We start from the raw sequence: 20,572 nt of genomic DNA, 5'->3' as shown, positions 1-20,572 counted from the left end.
TTGGATTTCCAGTGGTGGCAGTTCATGGAAAGAGTATTACAGGTTGGCTATAACTTCCGGGCTGGAATTAGCAGAAATTGAGAAGGCATTTCATGGTGAAGAGTAATAGCAAAACAGATTTATCCAGAGAGCAGTTGGGATTAATCTTTATAACCTCTATGGGGGGCTTCCTGGAGCTCTATGACTTTATTATCTACGCCCTGATGGCACCATTTATTGCTGACCATTTTTTTCCGGGACACGATCCCTACACTTCACTGCTAACAACCTTTGCGACGTTTTCGATTGGTTATCTTGTCCGACCATTAGGTGGGGTTGTATTTGGGCATCTGGGTGATCGCTTTGGACGAAAACCTATCTTCGTCGCTACGGTTTTAATTATGGCACTGTCGACCTTTCTGATGGGGTGCTTGCCAACGTATTCTCAGGTTGGTATCTGGGCTCCTCTGATGCTGGTGTTTTTGCGGATATTGCAGGGCTTTTCTATTGGGGGAGAAATTCCCGGTGCCATGACTTATCTGAGTGAAACCGTTGAGCATCGTCGTGGATTGGTCATCAGCCTGCTGTTTGCGGCACTGACGAATGGCGTCTTGTTTGGTTCGCTGGTGAATGCCTTAATGCTTTGGTGGCTGCCTGAAGAAAGCATGCAGGAGTGGGGCTGGCGGGTACCTTTCTGGTTGGGAGGTACGTTGGGTATTTGCAGTTACATGATACGCAAACGTTTTCAGGAGTCCGGTCTGTTTTTACAGCTTATCAAGTACAAAGCGCGTTCTGCTGTACCTCTGGTACAGCTACTGCAACTGCATCGGGGTGAGCTACTGTTCGGTGTTTTTCTGATTGCGCCGGGAGCCAGCGCCCTGACGTTGCTGTTTTTGTTTACACCGGGCTATTTGACAAAAATGCTGAATTATCCCGGCAGTGATGTTGCGCTGGCTGGTGGCATAGGTATTTTTATCTCGTCGCTAATGACGATTGTTGCCGGACATCTGGCGGATAAATTGCCTGCTCGCCGTCTTCTGTATGCAGCATACGGTTTTATTGTGCTGTTCTCGGCACCGGTATTTTACTGGTATGTTGCGGGTTTTGATGTGTATTGGATCATGTTGCTCAGCGGCCTGATGGTCGGCAGTCTGACCGCCGCACTGATGACCCTGTCGATTTTGTTTCCAGTCAATGTACGCTATTCCGGCATCGCTTTTTGCTATAACGCCGGTTATGCCCTGTTCGGAGGTTTAACGCCATTGATTGCCATGGCACTGATTGGCTGGAGCAACAACCTTCAGGCTCCGGCCTGGTATCTGATGACAAGCGGTAGCCTGGGATTGCTGGCAGCATGGAAGTTGCCTGTTTTTCTCAAAACTGGCTGACCATTTTTTCAGCAGCTTCTAGACGACAGCCGCCATTGATTACCCAGGCTGGCGCAAGGTCTTCACTGAACCGGGTGAAGAGGTCAATGACCGGGTGTCTCACACTTGCTCAATATGAATGCACTCCATTCTTCAAGGCTGTCCGTTGTATTAGCTGTATAGCCGAACAGTCCAGCCTTAACGGCTCAGTCATCGGGTTCTTCACCACAATCATGCGGGTGTTATCATTCTTGATATACTGTGACGTCCGATACCTTTCCGCCAGCACAGCCTCGTTAAAACCCAAAAAGCTGACCAGCGTCATGAGTATCTGAAATACCCCCCTGATGCGTTTAAACTCCTTTGTGTGCTGCATGTGCAAAAACATGGTTCTATCCCTGTTATCACCTTCGTGGGGATGATCTTATGGAATAACTAAAAGGGGTTGCATAACAGGGGAGTCAGCAGGACTAACGTTAGCAAAATCGTCGTAAACCCTCGCCCAATGCGGGCGGGGATATAAGACGGGAAGGCGCAGAGCCTTCCGCCATCAATCTGGTGTACTCTGGCTATTAACGTAGTCCTTCAGAGTCTCGATAGTTGCACCGCCAGCACTGCAAGCAAAGTAAGACCTTGACCACATTAAGCCTGCTTTGCTCTGAGCAGTAAGGTGGGTATTCAGCATTCGCAACCGTCTTGATGATGTTGATTTGAGATTATTTACCATGACACTGATAGCCAGTTTTGGTGGGTAGGCCACCAACAGGTGTACGTGATCTTTTTCGCCATCCATTTCAAGTAACTGGCATTCCAGTTTTTCACATGCACTCTCGAACGACTCCCGTAACTGCTTGATCCTAAATTCAGCAGTTGAACGCCACTGAGCCATGCCATTAGGAATAGCTTCTCACGGTTCTGAGCAGCGTTTTTTTAAGTCATTAGCCCGATCGAATTAATGGTTGCATCGTAATAACCTGCCCTTTTTTTAAAAATTTTGAGACCGCTTTCGTTAAAATACGACACCATGCGTTAATTGGATTCAACTGCGGTGCGATACTTTTGATTGAATAAAAAAAATCACACAGTTCACTTTGTAATTTCGCAATTTTATACATCCATCGATGCTGGCTTGTCAGCTTTATTTTCTTTTGGTTGCCAGAGTGGGTCAGCTTGCCAATTGAACTCATTAATAAGGGACGGCTGGTAATTGATTCTTTATGGGAGTCCGGATTACTCAATCGAACGTATAGCGTCCACCAGTTGTAAACCAAGGCAACCATTCGGGCCAGCATTCGACATCTTGCCATATCTTTTGTTACATAACCGCCCCAGCCCCATTGGTTTTTGATTTCATCAAAGTTATTTTCACAGTCAGCCCTATTGCGATAATGATTAATGATCGAGACTATATCATTATCAAGAGATGTGACCAGAACCGAATACTCGTAAGCTTTTATATTTTCTGGCTCTTCTATTAATGCTAACGTTTGTTGACGTTCTTTTATTCCTTTTTCCAACATCGGTATTTCATTTTCAGGACGCCGTCTTCGAACAATAATTATGCGTCTTTCTTTTTTCCAACCTGACAGTTTAATTACGGATTCTTTTCCCTCCCAATGGTTGTCGTATTTTACCCATCCTCCGCTACAGTGTGCATTCCCTATGGCTTTCTTAACGTTGTCGTGCTTCTTCATTTTAAAAAGATAATGACAACCAGCATCTTCCAATTCGCTCATTACCCGGTCACTTCCCCAATCACAATCACCACGAACAAATTCAGGCCAGCAGCGTTTTGGAAGTCGATTTAATAGCTCCATTAAACCGGGTAAAGAGTATTTACTTTGACTTTGATTTCCGGGTCTGACTTCAACCTCCAGTATTAATTTAAGATTAGCCATCATATATGAGTGGTAAGTATGAGAGGGTCTCCCTTTCTTATGTGGGTTATAGCCATTAACCGCTCCTTCCTGATGCCCATAAATGGTTTTCACGGTAACATCAACATCCATAATCCATGGAATGGTTAATAACGGATCAAAACAGAGATGGAGGTGTTTTTGCATCCATTCAACGCCTTCATCTTCGTCAATCTTCTTTAAACCACGTCTGGCAGAATCATCGCTGACAATTTTTTTCATCCCGAGCAACTGAGCGTTTACTTTATCACCAATAATTGTTCCGATATGCGCATAGCGTTTATGTCCTGAAAGAATGGAAAGCATTAATGAGCCAATCACATCCACTTTTTGAGGGGCGTTTGGACTTTTATAAGTTAGTGGGCAATCGTTAATCCAGGGTTCAAATCGGTGACCTGTTTTTAAAAACTGTATAAAAAAAGGAAGCTGTCCCATTGGGGTGACCGATGCTTCAGGCTCCCACTGACATGAATTTTACCGTCGAAAGAATCGACTTCGAGTTTGACGGATAAGGGATCTTTTTCCATTTCAGACAACTCACCCTTTGGGGGAGTGGGTTTTGGTGGTCGAACCATCTTCGAGCCCTCAATATTGTTGAGGGTTAGAGTTTAGCGGACTAGCTCACCCTGCGGGCACGCATCCCAGAGTAACTCTTTTAATAAGCTAACCTTGAGCCTTCGTTCTACGATAAGGAGGAAGGCATATCCAGGCCAGAGACCGAACGCACACTGGTGCCCCGTGCCCGGAGTTTAGCGTGGTCGGGAGGCTGGCGACCGCATCACTGATGACGCCTGGCGATCTCGTTCGGAAGACTGCATATGATCGACAGCCCCATACCCAGATATGCCTTCGCTCTGGAGTATAGGTAGGCAGTCATGAAGCACAACCCAAAACCCACTAAAGCACAAAAACGAATATCTGGTCACCTTAAAACCGTCAACCTCTACGCGGCAGGCATTGATATTGGCTCAGAGTTCCACTTTGTTGCTGTCCCTGAAGAGCTGGATGATAAGCCTGTCCGGTCTTTTGCCTGCTTCACTGCTGATCTCGAGATAATGGCCCAGTGGCTTGTATGTATCGGGATTACCACCGTAGTCATGGAGTCCACCGGAATATACTGGATTCCTGCTTTCGAAATGCTTGAAGAGCACGGGCTTGAAGTCAGGCTGGTGAATGCACGCCACGTTAAAAACGTCCCTGGTCGTAAAAGTGACGTACAGGACTGCCAGTGGTTACAACAACTGCATACACATGGCTTGCTTGAAGGTGCTTTTCGTCCTGAAGATCAAGTGTGCGCTCTGCGTGCTTACATGCGCCAGCGTGAAACCCTGATCCGCTATCGAGCGTCGCACATACAGCACATGCAGAAAGCCTTACGCCAAATGAACCTGCTGCTGGATAATGTCGTTTCGGATGTTACCGGCAAAACCGGGATGAGCATCATTCGTTCCATCCTCAGGGGTGAGCGCGATCCTGTAGTATTGGCGAGCCACCGTGATTCCCATTGCAAGCAATCAGAGAAAGTCATTGCTAAATCATTGCATGGACACTATCGGGCAGAGCATTTGTTTGCTCTGAAGCAGGCCGTTGAGCTTTATGATTTTTACGAAAAGGAAATCGAAGCTTGTGATAAGGCACTTGAGAATCAGCTGAGTCAGTTCGATGATCAGGTCGAAAGCGCCTCATTGCCTGCAAAGAGAAAATCAGCCAGCGCCCCCGGCTTTGATGTAAGAGCTCACCTTTAAAGGATGACCGGGGTCGATCTGACAGCGATCGAGGGGATAGAAGAAAATACCGCCCTGAAAGTTATTTCTGAGACAGGGACGGACATGAACCGCTGGCCGACAGAGAAGCACTTTTGTTCCTGGCTGGGGCTGAGTCCCGGAAACAAAATATCCGGGGGAAAGGTGTTAAGCAGTAAGACCAAAAGGATTCCAAACAGGGCTGCTTCAGCTCTGAGGATGGCCGCACTGACACTGGTAAATTCAAAAAGTGCCCTAGGAGCCTATTATCGCCGGATGAGAAGTAAGCTGGGTGCACCCAAAGCGATTACAGCGACTGCACACAAACTTGCACGACTGATTTATAGCATGCTGAAAAATGGATCAGAATATGTTGAGCGAGGTCAGGATTACTACGAGGAGCAGTATCGTGACCGAGTGATTAAAAATATGAAAAAGCGTGCAGAAGAAATGGGGTACAAGCTGGTCAGGGTTGAAACAGCCTCACCAGCTTGACTCTGTGCAAGTGGCGAGACCGGAGGAGTTACTCAGAAGCTCAGGGGTTAACCGCTGAATTTAGGATCAAGCACAATAGGTGAACTTAAGAGTAATTTTGGTTTTACCGAAAAAAAAGAAAGAGATGAAAAACCGGAAAAGAGTAAAGAAAATTATATTCCTAATTCTGAAGGACTGGAAAAGCAAGCGCAAATACAGATAGCCTCACGCACAACTGGATTGTATGAAGAAGGTAACCAATCAAACACTCTTTATCCCAATGGCACTCTCAACCAGGTTCAAGCTCAAATGATAGTTATCATCGGAGACATAAAAAAGTTGGAGACCGACCGGGACGATCAGAACCAAGAGCCGTAAAGAGGCGACCAGAGGCATTTAAAAAGCTCCAGCACTCTAGAGCTAAAGCTTGTCAACTCAATAAATACAAGGGGTGAGGGCTTAAGTCAGTGCCATTGAGGTGGAGGCGACATCTTTGTTGACAAACACCGCAAGCCTTGGTGCATCAATGCTGAGCCCTCAAAAAACTGTCCACAGAATTGAATAAAGTGCTTTTGGAAAGCATTTTATTACTAGAATTCAGGCAGGACAACAACCCAGCCATGCATGGTATTGAAGCGATCCGCTACCACTTTCGCTGCTTCCATACCTGTCTTTTGGTGTCCATAGACGAAAGATGCCGAATAGTATGGGTTTACAGCCAGCATGAGTTTTGGTGGGTGTTGAGGCCATATGGTCTGTTGGGTAATACTATTTATCCCCGGAAAGTATACAACACCTACAATTTTATAATTGGGAATGGCGTTAGGAAAGTTAACTTCATAAACTTCCCGTAAATGGGGAAACCTGATAGCTATAGGATCATTGGGACGAGGGCTGGGAATGGCAAAGCCTTTAAAATGTACAGCGTCAATGAGGTAGATATAACCGTCGTAATACCAGAGACTCATATTAAATATGTTCTTGATGTCCATGACGTATCGGGTAGAGGCAGAAGCGCAGACAGTTGTAGAGATGCCGTAGGAACCTGTATCCCCCCTCACAGCCCCGGACACTAGCCTATCCAGATACCGACCCTGCCTGAGAGGGGCATCCAGGCTAAAACCACTTTCTAAAATCTCCACTGGGTTTCTGAGGTCACCCCGAAAAACATAACCAGAGAAGTAGGAGGGTTTGTGTGTCACAAGCACCCCTTCATTACCCAGGTCAGTGGTCCAGCTGTTAGGCACATAACAGGCACCGGTCACATTCATTGTGTTTTGGAAATTAGCCGGATTATCCAGGCACAACAGGTTATTCCGGGCATAAAGCCCTGCTATAGTCAACATTATGAACCCCTTCCTGTAGCCGCTATTCCTCCTTGAGTAACATTTTCCTGATGCATACACGACATTTGTCATTAATACCGTTTTTTAGAGTGAGTAGATTTGCATGAAAATATCAGTGACTCCTATATTTTAGACGTATGTGACGTTCCTTAAGATAATTCTGGCAATAGCATCCACTCGCTGTTCCTTCTATTCCTTAGCCGCGTTGAATCAATAACCTCAACATCAGGGTTTATCATTCGCGACAGTATTTGTACAAACCTTGCAATGGTTGACTGAACAGACATTAATTTAGATGTGATTTTCAACAATTAAACCACAACCCAGCCATGCATGACATTGAAGCGATCCGCTACCACTTTCGCAGCTTCCGTACCTGTCTTTTGGTGTCCATAGACGAAAGATGCTGAATAATATGGGTTTACAGCCAAGAATAGTTTTGATGGGTAATTAGGCCATGGGCTCAAACCATCATGCCCCGGTGGGTATACAACACCGACAATTTTAAAGTTGGGAATAAAGTGAGGAAAGTTAACTTCATAAATTTCCCGTAAATGGGGAAACCTGATAGCTATAGGATGGTTGGGACGAGGGCTGGGAATGGCAAAGCCTTTAAAATGTACAGCGTCAATGAGGTAGATATAACCACAGAAATACCAGATATTAAAATTATACATGGAAAACTTGTTTGTGACGTATTGGGTAGTGGCAGAAGCGCAGACACTTGTAGAGACGCCGTAGTGATCTGTAATCCCCCCCAAAGCCCCGGACACTACCTGATCCAGATCCCGGCCGTGGCTGACGGCACCTATGCTAAAACCACTTTCTAAAATCACCAGTGGGTCTCTGAGGTCAGCCCGAAAAACATAACCAGAGAAGTAGGAGGGTTTGTGTGTTGCAAGCACCCATTCATTACCCAGGTCAGTGGTCCAGCTGTTGGGCACATAACAGGCACCGGTCACATTCATTGTGTTCTGGAAATTAGCCGGATTATCCAGGCACAGCAGGTTGTCTCGGTCAAAAAGCCCTGCTCTAGTCAACATTATGAACCCCTTCTTGTAGCCGCTATTGCCAGCCCCTTGAGTGGAATTTTCCTGATGTATACACGGCATTTGTCATTAATACCGCCTCTCAGAGGGAGTAGATTTGCATGAAAATATCAGTGACTCCTATATCTTAGGGATAGTCTCCGAGTAGAAGAGGCCGTTACCGACCTCAACCCTCATAGAGCCGGACGTGCGCAACTAACGCATCCGGTTCCTCATAATTATTGGTTCACTGGCTGATAACCTCGGTAATACTGATGATGGATTCTTGGCGGTGCCAAGGGGAAACGTTTCAGGAACAGGTTGAATTTCTCCCATGTGATGTAGCTCTTCTGCGAACATCGACTGAGCCACTTTCGCCATATTATCTTCACTTTATGTTGGATGGTTCCCAGGGATTTGGCGTTGCCTGTAATACCAAAATACGCATAGTGTCCCCGAAGTTTCCGGTTCAATGCAGCGTATTGATCAATCAACGAGTCATGTCTATGTTTACGACAATAGTCGTTGAATGCCTTCAGCGTTCTGGCAATCCGCCCTTTGGCTGTTTTCCGGAATATAACAGTGTTTCCCTTCCGGGATACTCCCCAGAAGTGTGTGAATCCAAGAAAGTCAAAGGTGACCGAATTTCCACAGCGCTTGTTTTCTTTCCGGTGATTAGGCCGAAAGTCCACACACTGCGTTTTCTCCGGATGCAAATTTAACCCGTATCGTTCAAAGCGCTTAGCAAGTGCTTCTTCAAACCGACGACAGTCATCATGATTTTCAAACACCATAACACTGTCATCAGCAAACCGGGTCAGGCTGCACCGCCCTCTCATTCTTGGCAGAACTGTCTGTACAAACCAGTCATCCAATACATAATGCAGATAAATATTGGCTAATAATGGCGAAATCACTCCGCCCTGAGGCGTTCCCTGTACCGGGTAGGAAACCTCCCCGGATTCAAGAATACCTGCCTTCAACCATTTATCAATCAGCTTTCTTACCACGCCATCAACTACTCGTCTGGCGAGAAACTTCCTCAGCTGTCCATGGTCAATCGTATCGAAATACTTTTGTATATCCACGTCCAGAACCCAGTAAGCCCTGTCTCTCATAATATGGTTACGCAGGCTTTCCAACGCATGATGTGCAGACCGCTGTTTCCGGAAGCCAAATGAACAGTTGTAAAAATCCTGCTCATAGATCGGTTCCAACAGCATAACCACAGCTCTTTGGACAATCTTGTCCTCGAAGGTGGGAATACCCAACGGCCTTTTCTGACCTTTTCCCTTATCTATGTATGTACGTCGTACGGCAGGGGCACGGTATTGGCCAGATTTAATTCGATCCAGCAGATTAAGGAGATTAGACTCCAGCTGTACCGCATATATCTCGGCTGTTTGACCATCTACACCTGTCGCACCATCCTTGCGAGTCAGTTGATACGCCTGCAAAAGCCAGTTGTAATCCATATGGTGATTGAGAGAAGTGAATACCATGGCCGGGTTGTCTCTGGCCAGTATGGCTATCCGTCTCTGTTTCGTTGACACAAACATCAGTTTCTGTGCACCTCATGTGTTTCCCACAGACGGGTCAATAACTACGGTGCCCCCTTTCCTCGTCCGGGTCCTCCTGAGCGGAGTTCCCCGTTGTCATCAGTACTATGGGACACTAAGACTTCCAGTACCTACTACCCGGTCACTTATGAATTCGCTTCCGGACTCCTGAGAGTTGCTTCATATTCGCTCCGCCGGGTCTGAAGCATAACCTGACGACCGGGTTCTTTTCAGCCATAGAACCAATGGCTGTCTTACTCAGGTCAATACTGGACCTCGCAGGTTCCTGAGAAATCCATCCTGTACCTATGCCCTAGCCTCGGATCCCGGTCGGGCTGGATTTGCCTCACCTTACCGGCAGTCCAGTGCTGACTCCATCTTCCAGAGAATGAAGCCCACCAACGATGCAATTATTTCGAGACTCAATCCCACGGCTTTAGTACCCGCTGTATACGCTTCACAGCCAGCGTTACCACTGACTATGCAATACTCGCTTCCGGCTGATGGTTAGTCTTTACCGGGCAGGAGTCGAACCTGCTGGATTTCAACGAATGATTTCAACTCATGGAGCCTCCCACATTCTCAGGCTTAGCCTGTCGCAACCGAAATAACTTCCAGATTTCATCCAGTGGCAGGAATAGCTCTATAGTTCCATTTTGGTAGAAACTTATCGAACTGAATGGTCATGTTTTTCTTGAAATCAGCCGCATACTTCCGGCCAGTCTCGAAGACTTTGTCGATAATCCTGACTGTCACTGCAAGACCTGTGGTTGTCTCTGTTTTGCTCATGTAGTGTGCTGCTGTTTCGATGCTTTCCAGTGATACCCCCTTACAGGCATGCGTCACATGGGGAAATAAGCGATGCTCTATTGGGTTGTATTTGGAACAGTATGGTGGATAGTGCGCTATCCGTATTGCCAAACCCAGGCGATTTGACAGTGCTTGTAAATCTTCCTTGAAAATATACGTCAACGCACTATTACTGCCTCCGCCATCACATAAAATGAGCAACTCGTTATGATTTGGATAGTCTCGTCGACCCTGCTCATGCCACCAGAGTTCAATGCTTTCGCATGCAAATTCAGTCGTATCATGGCTGGCGTTAAGATGCAGGGACGCAGTGTTTTTGCTCAGGTCGTAAATTCCATGAGGAATGACCTTGCCATCGCTGGCACTGGGGAAATCATGGTCATTAACGATAACCGGTTCTGCAGAATCAACAATGCCTTCACGATAAAAATTACCCAGCAATTCTTTCTTTTTGGTGTCGATACTGATCACTGGTTTGCCCGCATCAAGATACTCTTTTCGCAAATGGGCAATTTTTTCAAATTGAGCATTGCGATCGGCATTTTGACCCATGGTTTGTTTTTTCTGTGGTTTACGACGACGGTAGCCACTCTCATGAAGCAGGCGGGAAACGATGTTTTTACTGGCAGGAGTTCCAAGTTCCTTGAGTTTTCTGGATATCTTGCGACGGGAAAGGTTAGTCCATTTCAAGCCCTGTCGTACCGGGTCTCCCGCAGTGTGGTTATGTAAAACCAAGTGAAAGTTATCAACGACCTTGGGATTTTTCTCGATCAGTGTTTTTCGTCCACCCCTTTTTTTCTCTGCCGGACAGAGTTCAGTTGTTCTTCTGATTTGAGTTCAGTAATGCCACGGTTAATGGTTTTTGGATCACAGTTTAATAACTTAGATATGAATGCAATGCCGCCATGCCCAAGCTTAACAGCCTCGACAGCAGCGTAACGCCTGCGATCACGCTCATTGAGGGTATTGTAGAAACGGATCATCTGAATGGCGACGGCTGGAGAATAATGGCTCAAGATAACTTCCTGCACTTGTTACTGCTGAGGCTATTATCCCTAATCTACGGCCTCAGGGGAAATCCGGAAGTTATTCTGGGACTATTCCTTAGGGGCGCAGCATTCAATAACTTACCGGGCTTTTGGCTATTAGCTGCTCATACAGCCAACCGCCAAAAGCCAACAGCGGTATATTATGTTCTGCTGCTTCCCTTAGATGTATGTGACGTTCCTTAAGATATTCGCGACAGTATTTGTACAAACCTTGCAATGGTTGACTGAACAGATATTAATTTAGATGTGATTTTCAACAATTAAACCACAACCCAGCCATGCATGACATTGAAGCGATCCGCTACCACTTTCGCAGCTTCCATACCTGTCTTCTGGTGCCCATAGACGAAAGATGCCGAATAATATGGATTTACAGCCAGGGATAGTTTTGATGGGTAATCAGGCCATGGGCCCAAACCATGCCCCGGTAGGTATACAATACCGACAATTTTAAAATTGGGGATTAAGTGAGGAAAGTTAACTTCATAAATTTCCCGTAAATGGGGAAATCTGATCGCTATAGGGTTATCGGGGCGCGGGCTGGGAATGGCAAAGCCTTTAAAATGTACAGCGTCGATAAGGTAGATATAACCGTCAAAAGCCACGAAATGCACGTTATAGAAAAAATAATTGCCCGTAGCGTATCTGGTCGTGGCAGAAATACAAATACTTGTAGAGACACCGTAGTGACCCGTATATCCCCCCCTCATAGCCCCGGACATTACCCGATCCAGATCTCGCCCCCGGATGACAGGGGCAGCTATGTTAAAACCACTTTCTAAAATCTCTGTTGGTCTTCTAAGGTCACCCCGAAAAACATAACCAGAGAAGTAGGAGGGTTTGTGTGTCACAAGCACCCCTTCATTACCCAGGTCAGTGGCCCAGTTGCTAGGCACATAACAGGCACCGGTAACATTCATTGTGTTCTGGAAATTAGAAGGATTATCCAGGCACAGCAGGTTGTTTCGGTCAAAAAGCCTTGATTCAGTCAACATTGTGAACTCCTTCCTATGACCGTTATTCCTCTCTTGAGTGACATTTTTCTGATGCATACACGGTATTTGTCATTAATACCGTTTCTCAGAGTGAGTAGATTTGCATGAAAATATCAGTGACTTATGTATCTTAGACGTATGTGACGTTCCTTAAGATAATTCTGGCAATAGCATCTACTCGCTGTTCCTGCTATTCCTGAGCTGCATTGACTGCATTAATCGCGGCATCAACAATGTTTTGATAACCCGTACAGCGGCAAAGGTTTCCGGCATGCTCCTGGCGAATAGTGCCAGTCAGCCCGTGTTCCCTCAGGGCTTCAAGCAGTGACTGTCGTGTATCCACAAGCAGCTCTGTGGGCTTTCCATTAAGCTGACAGCAAATCATCTGCTTCATAGTGAACCTCCGGTTCTGACAATGGCTTCCGTAACAACCCGGCGAGCCAGAGTTCTGATGATATGCTCACGAAAATCTTTGGCGGCACGCCAGGAATTTCTGGGGCTTAAATCTTTTAGTACAAGACTGGCAATATCTTCAATCAGGGTATGGTCACATAGGTTTGCCGGGAAGCGAAGGAGCCCGGATCAAAAGGTGTCACATCAGTATCCTGGACAGATACCACATGCACAGCAGAAAATGGAACCCCCAGCTGTCCAGCCGTTGTTCAGAGTACCCAATGCTCATAATCAGCTCCTGTTCCAGTAGCGAAAACAACGATTCAGGGTTTCTCTCGGGATAAATTCGCCATCACCCGCCAGCCCTTTGAACACACCATTGCGTACAATGATCTTGCCCCTGGACAGGGTCATCACCGGGTAACCCTGCAAGGTCATACCTTCGAAGGGGCAATAGTCGGAGCGACTGTGCATCTGGCTCTGGCTCAGGGTCACTTCACAGTCAGGGTCAATAATGACCAGGTCGGCGTCAGAACCTTCAGCGATGACCCCTTTGCGCGGGTAAAGGCCAAACAGCTGAGCCGGTTTGGTGCTGACCAGATCGACGAAGTGGTTGATGGACAGCCGACCTTTCATCACTCCCTCAGAGAACATCAGTGGTATCCGGTTCTCAACACCGGGCATACCGTTGGGACAATATTGAAAACCGTCACGGCCAGCCCGTTTCTGTTCCATGGTAAAAGCGCAGTGGTCGGTGGCAACGGTGCTGATGGTGCCATCCTGCAACCCATGCCATAACTGTTTGAGGTGGTCGCTGTCCCGCAGGGGCGGGCTCATGATGTACTTTAACCCCTGATCCGCAGGGAAATCGCCGGAGCAGGTTTCATTGTAACGATTGATATCCAGTTGCAGGTATTGTGGGCAGGTTTCTGCAAAGACAGGCTGCCCACGCTGGTGTGCCTGACGGATATATTCAAGGCCAATACCATTGGACAGGTGCACGATATAGACAGGGGCATCGCCAGCCAGCACCGCCAGATTAATCATACGACCAACAGCTTCTGCCTCGCACTCCGGAGGGCGGCTGAGCGCATGATAGATAGGGTCTTTTAAACCTCTTGCCAGCATTCTGTTTTTCAGGAAACGGATGGCTCCGTCGTTTTCAGGATGCACACAGGTCAGGGCGTTTAACTGGTTTAACCGGGACAGGGCGGCCAGTACTTCAGTGTCGTCTAACTTAAAGCCGTAAGTCAGGTAAAGTTTAAAGCTGGATATACCCTCATCCAGCACCATGGATTCCATTTCATCCAGAATACTGTCGTCAATATGCTGGATTGTGCCGTGAAAACTGTAATCAATCACCGCACTGTCGCAGGCGTACTCATGGTAGCGTTCCAGCTGGTGATGCAGGGAGCAGCCTGCAGGACCAAAGCCCATATGGTCAATGATGGTGGTTGTTCCCCCGCAGGCCGCGGAGACGGTGCCGCTGTAAAAATCATCGCAGCTTTGGGCAATGCCAACGTCAATATTGAAGTGGGTATGAACATCCACCCCACCGGGGATAATGTATTTGCCGCTGGCGTCTATCACTTCGACGGGGCTGGAGGCAGACAAGTTAACATCCGCAGAGTGAATGTCGGGCTCTATCCGTTCAATAAGACCGTTATTGATGAAAACATCGGACTGTTCACTGGCATCGGCATTAACCAGTGTGGCGTTTTTAATAAGAACGGACATGATCTTTACCTTGTCTGGTTACCTTACCGGTAACCACTGGCGAGTGATGGTTACGGGTAAGGCAACCAGAACTCCTGGGGAGTTCCGGTTGCTGTATGGTTTACGTGTTGTCAGGTGTCTTTTCCTTATTCTCTGCTATGCTCAAGCTCCCTACAACAAACAAGAAAGGTATGCAGTATGAGCCTTGAGGCAAGAGTCCTAGAGCTGGAAGAAAACCGTGTCCACTGGGATCAGGTTCTCACTGGAATCGAAGGCACTGTTGCACTGATTCTGAAGGAGCAATTTGATCTGAAAAAAGAGCTTCAGGATCAAAAAAGGGAGAACAATAAACGCTTCAACACAATCGAAGAACTCCTCATCCAGATCGTCAACAATCTCGCCAGCAAGTAACACGCCACCCGCCAACTCGTTCTACCCGACTGCCCCCGGCAGCGGGTGAACTCTGGGTTAAACGAATTACTTCTTCAGGTTATGCAAGTACATGCCCGGAATCACAGCGTACATGGCCGCACACTTCACCAGATGGTCTTTCCAGGTTTTTTCGTTGGGCGCATGAGCTTCAGGTTCCTTGCCCGGACCGAAACCAATAACCGGAATGTTGTAACGACCCATGATGGCTACGCCATTGGTAGAGAAAGTCCACTTATCAACCAGTGGCTTCTCATCAAACAACAGCTCATAGCAGGCTTCAGTCGTTTTTGTTACCAGGTGGTCTTCGTCGATCACCCAGGCGGGGAAGTAGCATTCGGTTTCATACACCAGACCGGTATAGGCTGGACGGTCATAGTTGTACATACTGACTTCTGCTTTAGCTTCCTTAACCGCAGGCAGAGCACGAATTTCTTCCAGCGCACCTTCCCAGGTTTCACCCCATGTCAGACGACGGTCGATGGAGATAGCGCAGCCATCCGCTACGGCACAACGGCTTGGGGAGGAGAAGAAAATTTCAGAGACCGTCAGAGTGCCTTTGCCCAAAAATTCATCATCGCCCAGACGTGTTGACAGTTCCTTGATCTCATTCAGGATCGGACCCATCTTGAAAATAGCGTTATCACCACGCTCAGGCGCGGAGCCGTGACAGCTTACGCCGCTGACTTCGACACGGATTTCCATACGGCCACGCTGACCACGGTAGATATTGCAGTCGGTAGGCTCGGTACTCACCACAAACTCTGGCTTCAGGCCAGACTCGTTAATAATGTACTGCCAGCATAAACCGTCGCAGTCTTCTTCCTGAACGGTACCGGTAACCACCAGGGTGTAGTCGTCTTCCAGACCCAGGTCCTTGATGATCTTGCCGGCATAGACCATGGAAGCCATGCCGCCTTCCTGGTCGGATGCGCCCCGGCCACCAATGGTCTCTTCGTCTTCATAGCCTTCGTAAGGGTCAAAGGTCCAGTTGTCCATATTGCCGACGCCCACGGTGTCAATATGGGCATCCATGGCAATCACGTGCTTACCATGACCAATGGTGCCCAGCACATTACCCTGGGGGTCGATTTCAACTTTGTCGAAACCTACTTTTTCCATTTCTTCCTTGATGCGCAGTACGACTTTTTCTTCGTCGCAGGACTCGCTGGGAATGGCAATCATATCCCGAAGAAAGCGGGTCATTTCAGGTTTGTACTCTTCAGCCTTTTTCAGGACGTCAGCAAAAGGGAGTTTCAGATCGGTTGTCATTGTTGTATTCCTACTCTTTTTTATAACTTGATATTTTTATAACTCAATCTTTTTATAAATGGATTCGGTCGGTTTTAAACAGCGTATTTGCCTTCCCAGACCACGTCACGGTAATTTACCGGGTCGGTGTCGCCTTCAGTGTTGAACAGCAATACGACAGAATGTTCATCGAGTTTTAACGACTCCATGATGCGCGCGGCATCCGGATGTCTGGCAATGGCATACAGCAGGCCGATACCAATAGCGCCGGATTCACCCGAAATCACCACGTCATCCCCTGGCAGCGGGTTGCCCAGAATGCGCATACCCAGTGCAGCGACTTTGTCTTCTACAGAAAGGAAATGGCGGCTGCAGCTTTTGAGAATTTCCCACCCCATCGGGTTGGGTTCACCGCAGGCCAGACCGGCCATAATCGTGTCCAGATCACCGGTTACATTAACGGCAGCACCGTCAGGGTGGCAGCCAGACTGGTAAATGCAGTCAGCCTTGTCGGGCTCTGCCACAATGCCGGTAAAGGTGTCGGCACCGTAGCGGTTGGCGAGGTAGCCCATCGCGCCACCGGCAAGTGCACCCACACCGGCCTGCAAAATAGTATGAGTAGGCTGGGTAATACCCAAAGCTTCAAGCTGGTCGCAGGCTTCCGACGCCATGGTCATATAGCCCTGCATAATCCAGGCGGGGATTTCGGTGTAGCCTTCCCAGGCGGTATCCTGAACCATCAGCCAACCGTTGTCGTCGGCGTTTTTGCAGGCCAGGCGAACAGCGTCGTCATAGTTCAGGTCGGTGACAATGCATTCAGCTCCCAGCTTGATGATATTATCGACACGCTCTTTTGCGGCGCCTTTTGGCATATAAACGACAGCTTTCTGTCCCAGCTGTTGCGCTGCCCAGGCCACTCCTCGACCGTGGTTGCCATCGGTCGCTGTTGCGAATGTGACCGGCTCCTGACCTTTTAAACTGTCGAAGCTGAATTCATCCAGGGTGATACCCTGTTTCTGGCAGACGCACCGGGCAATGGCATAGGAGCCCCCAAGCACCTTGAAAGCATTCAGGTCAAACCGGTAGGACTCATCCTTGACCAGAATTTTGCCGATGCCCAGCTCTTTTGCCAGATGGTCAAGGGCGACCAGCGGGGTGGGCTTATAAGCGTCGATCTGTTGATGAAAGCCGAGAACGGTTCTGGCGACCCCGGTGCTGAACAAAGAAGACGACTGGCCGGTAAAAAACGGGTTGTCTTTTTGTTGCAGTGATAATGAAAATGTTGACACGTTTTACTCCTGAATCATTCTGCCCCCGGAGTGTTCCCGAAGTTCCCCCGGGCACAGGAAGCAGTACCCGGGGGCATCCATATAAAGATCAGCCGTCTACACGACGCTTGCCTTTTTCCATGAGCTTTTCCAGCACCACGTCAGGGTTGCCAAATTTACGGTTAAGGATCATGGAAGCAATGATGAATGGTTTCCAGCCAGCTTCCTTGTAAGTGTCGACCAGGTACTTGTTAAAGACGCCTTCCGTCACTTCACCTTCTTCGCAGGATACGCCGGTAATGTCCGCAGGCAGGCAGTGCATGTAAAGGGCTTCGCCTTCTTTGGTGAGTTTCATCATGTCTTCGGTGCAGTGCCAGTCTTTATGCCGGGCGTTTTGCTCAAGACACTCTTTTTCCAGAGCCTTTAAGCCTTCCTGGTCGTTTGCTTTCAGCAGTTCCGTGCGCTTGCCCATAACATGGTAAGGCGCCCAGGATTTTGGATAGACGATGTCAGCGCCTTCAAAGGCTTCTTCCATAGAGGCGACCTGCCTGAAGCTGCCACCACTTTCTTCTGCCTGTTTTGCAGCGGTTTCAACCACTTCCGGAATCAATTCATAGCCTTCAGGGTGCGCCAGCGTAACGTCCATACCAAAACGGGTCATCAGGCCGATAATGCCCTGAGGTACAGACAGCGGCTTGCCGTAGCTTGGGGAATAAGCCCAGGTCATGGCGATTTTCTTACCCTTGAGGTTTTCCAGGGAGCCGAAGTGCTCTTTCAGCCAGGCCAGGTCAGCCATACTCTGGGTAGGGTGATCAATGTCGCACTGCAGATTAACGACACCCGGCCGCTGAGCCAGTACTTCCTGTTCTTTACCGAAGTCCAGTGCGTCACCCACTTCACGCATATACTGGTTGCCATAGCCCAGGTACATATCATCACGAATACCGATGACGTCAGCACAGAAAGAGATCATGTTGGCGGTTTCCCGAACGGTTTCGCCATGGGCAATCTGTGACTTGCCTTCATCCAGGTCCTGTACGGCCAGCCCCAGCATGTTACAGGCGGAAGCATAAGAGAAACGGGTGCGGGTAGAGTTGTCCCGGAACAGTGAAACCCCCAGACCACTGTCGAATACTTTGGTGGAAATGTTTTCGTTGCGCAGCAGGCGTAAAGCTTCTGCGACATTTAATACCTGTTTCAGTTCGTCGGTGGATTGTTCCCAGGTCAACAGAAAGTCTTTTGTGTGCAGCTCGGAGTCCAGCTTTTTGATTTCTTCAATGAGGTCCTGATAATTTGTCATGGAATGGTCCTTTGTTGTTAATTAGAACATTGAATTGTTCTTTTTTTGCATAAAAATCAGTTGCCGGCTTGATTGGAGTTTCGGCTACTTACTGTTTTATTTTTTTTGAATAAGAGTTTGTGAGACTTCGTCTTGTTTTATTTTTACTCTGCTTCTGTTGTCGTATATAACAAGATGCGTGCCAGTTTGTGTTACTGGTATCTCTGTTTGATTTTATTATTGGAAATATTATATAAAACAATGAGTTATGACTCTGCTTTGTAGGTGGTTTATTTTATTGTGAGGAAAAGTTGTTGCTGTAATTTTAATTATTAAAAGCCGTTCGATCAGTTTGATAATAAAAACAGAGTAAGAATCAAAATGAAAAAATAAAATGCTGAATATTTCACTGCCGGTTTTGTTTGATATTGTTTTGCTGTTTATGATCTGTATCAAAAAAAAAGTCATTGCCATTGATTATGGTGTCCGGTGAGATCGTCTTAATAAAAAAAATAACGGTTGCCTGGCCTGATTTCATCAATGCTTTCGTTCAGTTTGCTGCGTTGATTGTTGGCTCAGGCAATACGGAGGTAATATGGAATTGTATTATAAGCTTGATGATCGCCCTCCTCTTGTAAAAAGCCTTATTCTGGGTTTACAGCATCTTCTCTCTGCACTACCGGGAATCATTGGCGCACCGCTGGTGGTGGCTTCGGTGCTGGGTTTTTCCATACAGGAAACGGTTATTCTGGTGAATGCTTCCATGCTGATGTCCGGCGTTGGCAGTATGATTCAGGGATTGGGGTTTGCTCCGCTTAAGCTGGGGGCGAAACTGCCTGTTATTCAGGGGACTAGCTTTGCTTTTGTGGGAGTGTCTATAACGATCGGGTTTCAATACGGTTTTGCGGCGGTGGTGGGTGCCACTGTCGCGGGCGGACTGTTTGAGGTCTTTCTGAGTTTCTATATTCATCGCATAAGAAAGTTTTTTCCGCCGGTGGTGACCGGAACGGTTGTTTGCCTGATTGGTATGACGATTTTTCCTGTGGCGGTGGACTGGCTGGCTGGAGGAAAGGGCGCTGAAGACTACGGTAGCCTGATGTATCTGGGTGTGGGTGGCGTGGTGTTTTTACTGGTTGTGTTTTTTAACCAGTGGTTTTCCGGGTTTATCTCCTCAGCTTCCATCCTGATTGGTCTGATTATTGGCTACCTGCTCTGGTTTGCCCTTGGTTTGCTGGATTTGACTCCGGTGACTGAGGCGGCCGTGGTCGCTATTCCCAACCCGCTTCATTTTGGTATTGAGTTTCACACGGGAGCTATTCTTGCCATGTGTGTTGTATATATCGTTTCCATGGTGGAGTCTGTTGGCGATTACCTTGCCCTGTCTAACTATTGTGATACCGAACTGGACAATAAACGTCTGAGTGCTGGTATTCGCTGTGAAGGTTTAAGCAGTGCGCTGGCTGGCGTATTCAATTCCATGGCGACCACCTCATTCAGTCAGAATATTGGTGTTGTGGGTATTACCGGTGTAGCCAGTCGTTATGTGGTGGCATTCTCCGGTGGCATCCTGATTGCTGCCGGACTGCTGCCAAAGTTTGGTGCCCTGATTGTCAGTGTGCCTGAGCCGGTGATTGGCGGAGCAGGCGTGATCATGTTCGGTATGATTCTCGCCGGTGGTATTGGCATTCTGAAAAAAATCGATTTCTCCCGCCGTAACACCATGGTGCTTGCCCTGGGTATAGCGGCCGGCCTGACGGTCACCTATCGACCTGAAATTGTGAATGAGTTGCCGGACCTGGTGAAAATGGTGTGTGGTAACGGGGTGGCTCTTGGTGCGATTGTGACGGTTATTGCCAATCTCGTTTTGCCGGACAGCGCATCGGCAAAAGAAGCTTTGGCGGTTGCTTCTGAAAGGCATTGATAGTCGGCGTGGGGTGTTTGAAGGTCACCCATAACGACACAGCATTCCCA

At 47.8% G+C, this 20,572-nt stretch carries 18 protein-coding genes and 2 pseudogenes; 4 read left to right on the top strand and 16 right to left on the bottom strand.

Features of this window, described 5'->3' with window-relative positions; all coding sequences use genetic code 11:
* Positions 1-92 precede the first annotated feature (92 nt).
* Entirely contained in the window at positions 93-1,367 is a 1,275-nt protein-coding gene (locus tag NX720_RS19920; protein WP_262596965.1) for an MFS transporter, read from the top strand.
* A 529-nt stretch (positions 1,368-1,896) separates the two neighbouring features.
* Here the strand turns inward: NX720_RS19920 and tnpA are convergent.
* The 3 genes and pseudogenes from tnpA to NX720_RS19905 form a co-directional block, all read right to left on the bottom strand.
* Positions 1,897-2,202 (bottom strand): annotated as a pseudogene (gene tnpA, locus NX720_RS19915) (IS200/IS605 family transposase); the annotation flags it as partial.
* An 82-nt stretch (positions 2,203-2,284) separates the two neighbouring features.
* Positions 2,285-3,697, bottom strand: a complete 1,413-nt coding sequence (locus NX720_RS19910; protein WP_262596964.1) for a transposase — start codon at positions 3,695-3,697, stop codon at positions 2,285-2,287.
* Positions 3,664-3,837 (bottom strand): hypothetical protein, encoded by a 174-nt coding sequence (locus tag NX720_RS19905; protein ID WP_262596963.1) that lies wholly within the window; start codon positions 3,835-3,837, stop codon positions 3,664-3,666. The genes NX720_RS19910 and NX720_RS19905 overlap by 34 nt, the downstream gene beginning before the upstream one ends.
* Positions 3,838-4,137: 300 nt before the next feature.
* On the opposite strand from NX720_RS19905, the pseudogene NX720_RS19900 reads away from it, so the two are divergent.
* Positions 4,138-5,499, top strand: a pseudogene (locus NX720_RS19900) (IS110 family transposase).
* 569 nt (positions 5,500-6,068) lie between these two features.
* On the opposite strand, the gene NX720_RS19895 reads toward NX720_RS19900, so the two are convergent.
* The 10 genes from NX720_RS19895 to hydA all read right to left on the bottom strand — a co-directional run bounded on the left by NX720_RS19895 (position 6,069) and on the right by hydA (position 14,395).
* Entirely contained in the window at positions 6,069-6,824 is a 756-nt protein-coding gene (locus tag NX720_RS19895) for a hypothetical protein (RefSeq protein WP_262596962.1), read from the bottom strand.
* A 311-nt stretch (positions 6,825-7,135) separates the two neighbouring features.
* Positions 7,136-7,867: a hypothetical protein gene (locus tag NX720_RS19890; RefSeq protein WP_262596961.1), complete on the bottom strand. Its 732-nt coding sequence runs from the start codon at positions 7,865-7,867 to the stop codon at positions 7,136-7,138.
* Between the two features lie 224 nt (positions 7,868-8,091).
* Positions 8,092-9,405, bottom strand: a complete 1,314-nt coding sequence (gene ltrA, locus NX720_RS19885; RefSeq protein ID WP_262595376.1) for a group II intron reverse transcriptase/maturase — start codon at positions 9,403-9,405, stop codon at positions 8,092-8,094.
* A gap of 627 nt (positions 9,406-10,032) precedes the next feature.
* Positions 10,033-10,992 (bottom strand): ISAzo13 family transposase, encoded by a 960-nt coding sequence (locus NX720_RS19880; RefSeq protein ID WP_262601619.1) that lies wholly within the window; start codon positions 10,990-10,992, stop codon positions 10,033-10,035.
* Complete coding sequence (locus NX720_RS19875) at positions 10,992-11,237, bottom strand: hypothetical protein (protein ID WP_262595374.1); 246 nt, start codon at positions 11,235-11,237, stop codon at positions 10,992-10,994. The genes NX720_RS19880 and NX720_RS19875 overlap by 1 nt, the downstream gene beginning before the upstream one ends.
* Before the next feature lie 293 nt (positions 11,238-11,530).
* On the bottom strand, positions 11,531-12,265 hold the full coding sequence (locus tag NX720_RS19870) for a hypothetical protein (RefSeq protein ID WP_262596960.1): 735 nt from the start codon (positions 12,263-12,265) through the stop codon (positions 11,531-11,533).
* 190 nt (positions 12,266-12,455) lie between these two features.
* Positions 12,456-12,659, bottom strand: a complete 204-nt coding sequence (locus tag NX720_RS19865) for a 2Fe-2S iron-sulfur cluster-binding protein (protein ID WP_262596959.1) — start codon at positions 12,657-12,659, stop codon at positions 12,456-12,458.
* Positions 12,656-12,793, bottom strand: coding sequence for a hypothetical protein (locus NX720_RS19860; RefSeq protein ID WP_262601618.1), 138 nt, complete (start codon positions 12,791-12,793; stop codon positions 12,656-12,658). The genes NX720_RS19865 and NX720_RS19860 overlap by 4 nt, the downstream gene beginning before the upstream one ends.
* A gap of 8 nt (positions 12,794-12,801) precedes the next feature.
* Positions 12,802-12,885, bottom strand: a complete 84-nt coding sequence (locus NX720_RS19855) for a hypothetical protein (RefSeq protein WP_262601617.1) — start codon at positions 12,883-12,885, stop codon at positions 12,802-12,804.
* Positions 12,886-12,949: 64 nt separating this feature from the next.
* Positions 12,950-14,395 carry a dihydropyrimidinase gene (gene hydA, locus NX720_RS19850; RefSeq protein ID WP_262596958.1) on the bottom strand — a complete coding sequence of 482 codons (1,446 nt, stop codon included), beginning with the start codon at positions 14,393-14,395 and terminating at the stop codon, positions 12,950-12,952.
* Positions 14,396-14,572: 177 nt separating this feature from the next.
* Here hydA and NX720_RS19845 point away from each other — a divergent pair, with 177 nt between their 5' ends.
* Positions 14,573-14,785: a hypothetical protein gene (locus NX720_RS19845; RefSeq protein ID WP_262596957.1), complete on the top strand. Its 213-nt coding sequence runs from the start codon at positions 14,573-14,575 to the stop codon at positions 14,783-14,785.
* 66 nt (positions 14,786-14,851) lie between these two features.
* Here NX720_RS19845 and NX720_RS19840 read toward each other — a convergent pair whose 3' ends face one another.
* The 3 genes from NX720_RS19840 to ygeW all read right to left on the bottom strand — a co-directional run bounded on the left by NX720_RS19840 (position 14,852) and on the right by ygeW (position 18,622).
* The gene (locus tag NX720_RS19840) at positions 14,852-16,075 is read right to left on the bottom strand and encodes a YgeY family selenium metabolism-linked hydrolase (protein WP_262596956.1); all 1,224 of its coding nucleotides are present in this window, start codon (positions 16,073-16,075) and stop codon (positions 14,852-14,854) included.
* 74 nt (positions 16,076-16,149) lie between these two features.
* Complete coding sequence (gene dpaL, locus NX720_RS19835; RefSeq protein WP_262596955.1) at positions 16,150-17,343, bottom strand: diaminopropionate ammonia-lyase; 1,194 nt, start codon at positions 17,341-17,343, stop codon at positions 16,150-16,152.
* Between the two features lie 88 nt (positions 17,344-17,431).
* Complete coding sequence (ygeW, locus tag NX720_RS19830) at positions 17,432-18,622, bottom strand: knotted carbamoyltransferase YgeW (RefSeq protein WP_262596954.1); 1,191 nt, start codon at positions 18,620-18,622, stop codon at positions 17,432-17,434.
* Between the two features lie 574 nt (positions 18,623-19,196).
* Between ygeW and NX720_RS19825 the strand changes: the two genes are divergently transcribed.
* Entirely contained in the window at positions 19,197-20,522 is a 1,326-nt protein-coding gene (locus NX720_RS19825; protein ID WP_262596953.1) for a uracil-xanthine permease family protein, read from the top strand.
* Positions 20,523-20,572: the final 50 nt, after the last annotated feature.

Origin of the sequence: Endozoicomonas euniceicola (genome assembly GCF_025562755.1) — a bacterium.
Lineage (GTDB): Bacteria > Pseudomonadota > Gammaproteobacteria > Pseudomonadales > Endozoicomonadaceae > Endozoicomonas_A > Endozoicomonas_A euniceicola.
Note: the sequence above shows the minus strand (reverse complement) of the source record. Positions and strands in the feature narration are given on the sequence as shown.

Excerpts from the sequence above, each read along its gene's own strand:
- NX720_RS19840 (WP_262596956.1), bottom strand. The coding sequence starts at position 16,075 with ATGACAACCGATCTGAAACTCCCTTTTGCTGACGTCCTGAAAAAGGCT.
- NX720_RS19895 (WP_262596962.1), bottom strand. The coding sequence starts at position 6,824 with ATGTTGACTATAGCAGGGCTTTATGCCCGGAATAACCTGTTGTGCCTG.
- ygeW (WP_262596954.1), bottom strand. The coding sequence starts at position 18,622 with ATGACAAATTATCAGGACCTCATTGAAGAAATCAAAAAGCTGGACTCC.
- NX720_RS19870 (WP_262596960.1), bottom strand. The coding sequence starts at position 12,265 with ATGTTGACTGAATCAAGGCTTTTTGACCGAAACAACCTGCTGTGCCTG.
- NX720_RS19865 (WP_262596959.1), bottom strand. The coding sequence starts at position 12,659 with ATGAAGCAGATGATTTGCTGTCAGCTTAATGGAAAGCCCACAGAGCTG.
- NX720_RS19890 (WP_262596961.1), bottom strand. The coding sequence starts at position 7,867 with ATGTTGACTAGAGCAGGGCTTTTTGACCGAGACAACCTGCTGTGCCTG.
- hydA (WP_262596958.1), bottom strand. The coding sequence starts at position 14,395 with ATGTCCGTTCTTATTAAAAACGCCACACTGGTTAATGCCGATGCCAGT.
- NX720_RS19910 (WP_262596964.1), bottom strand. The coding sequence starts at position 3,697 with ATGGGACAGCTTCCTTTTTTTATACAGTTTTTAAAAACAGGTCACCGA.
- NX720_RS19845 (WP_262596957.1), top strand. The coding sequence starts at position 14,573 with ATGAGCCTTGAGGCAAGAGTCCTAGAGCTGGAAGAAAACCGTGTCCAC.
- NX720_RS19825 (WP_262596953.1), top strand. The coding sequence starts at position 19,197 with ATGGAATTGTATTATAAGCTTGATGATCGCCCTCCTCTTGTAAAAAGC.
- NX720_RS19905 (WP_262596963.1), bottom strand. The coding sequence starts at position 3,837 with ATGGTTCGACCACCAAAACCCACTCCCCCAAAGGGTGAGTTGTCTGAA.
- NX720_RS19920 (WP_262596965.1), top strand. The coding sequence starts at position 93 with ATGGTGAAGAGTAATAGCAAAACAGATTTATCCAGAGAGCAGTTGGGA.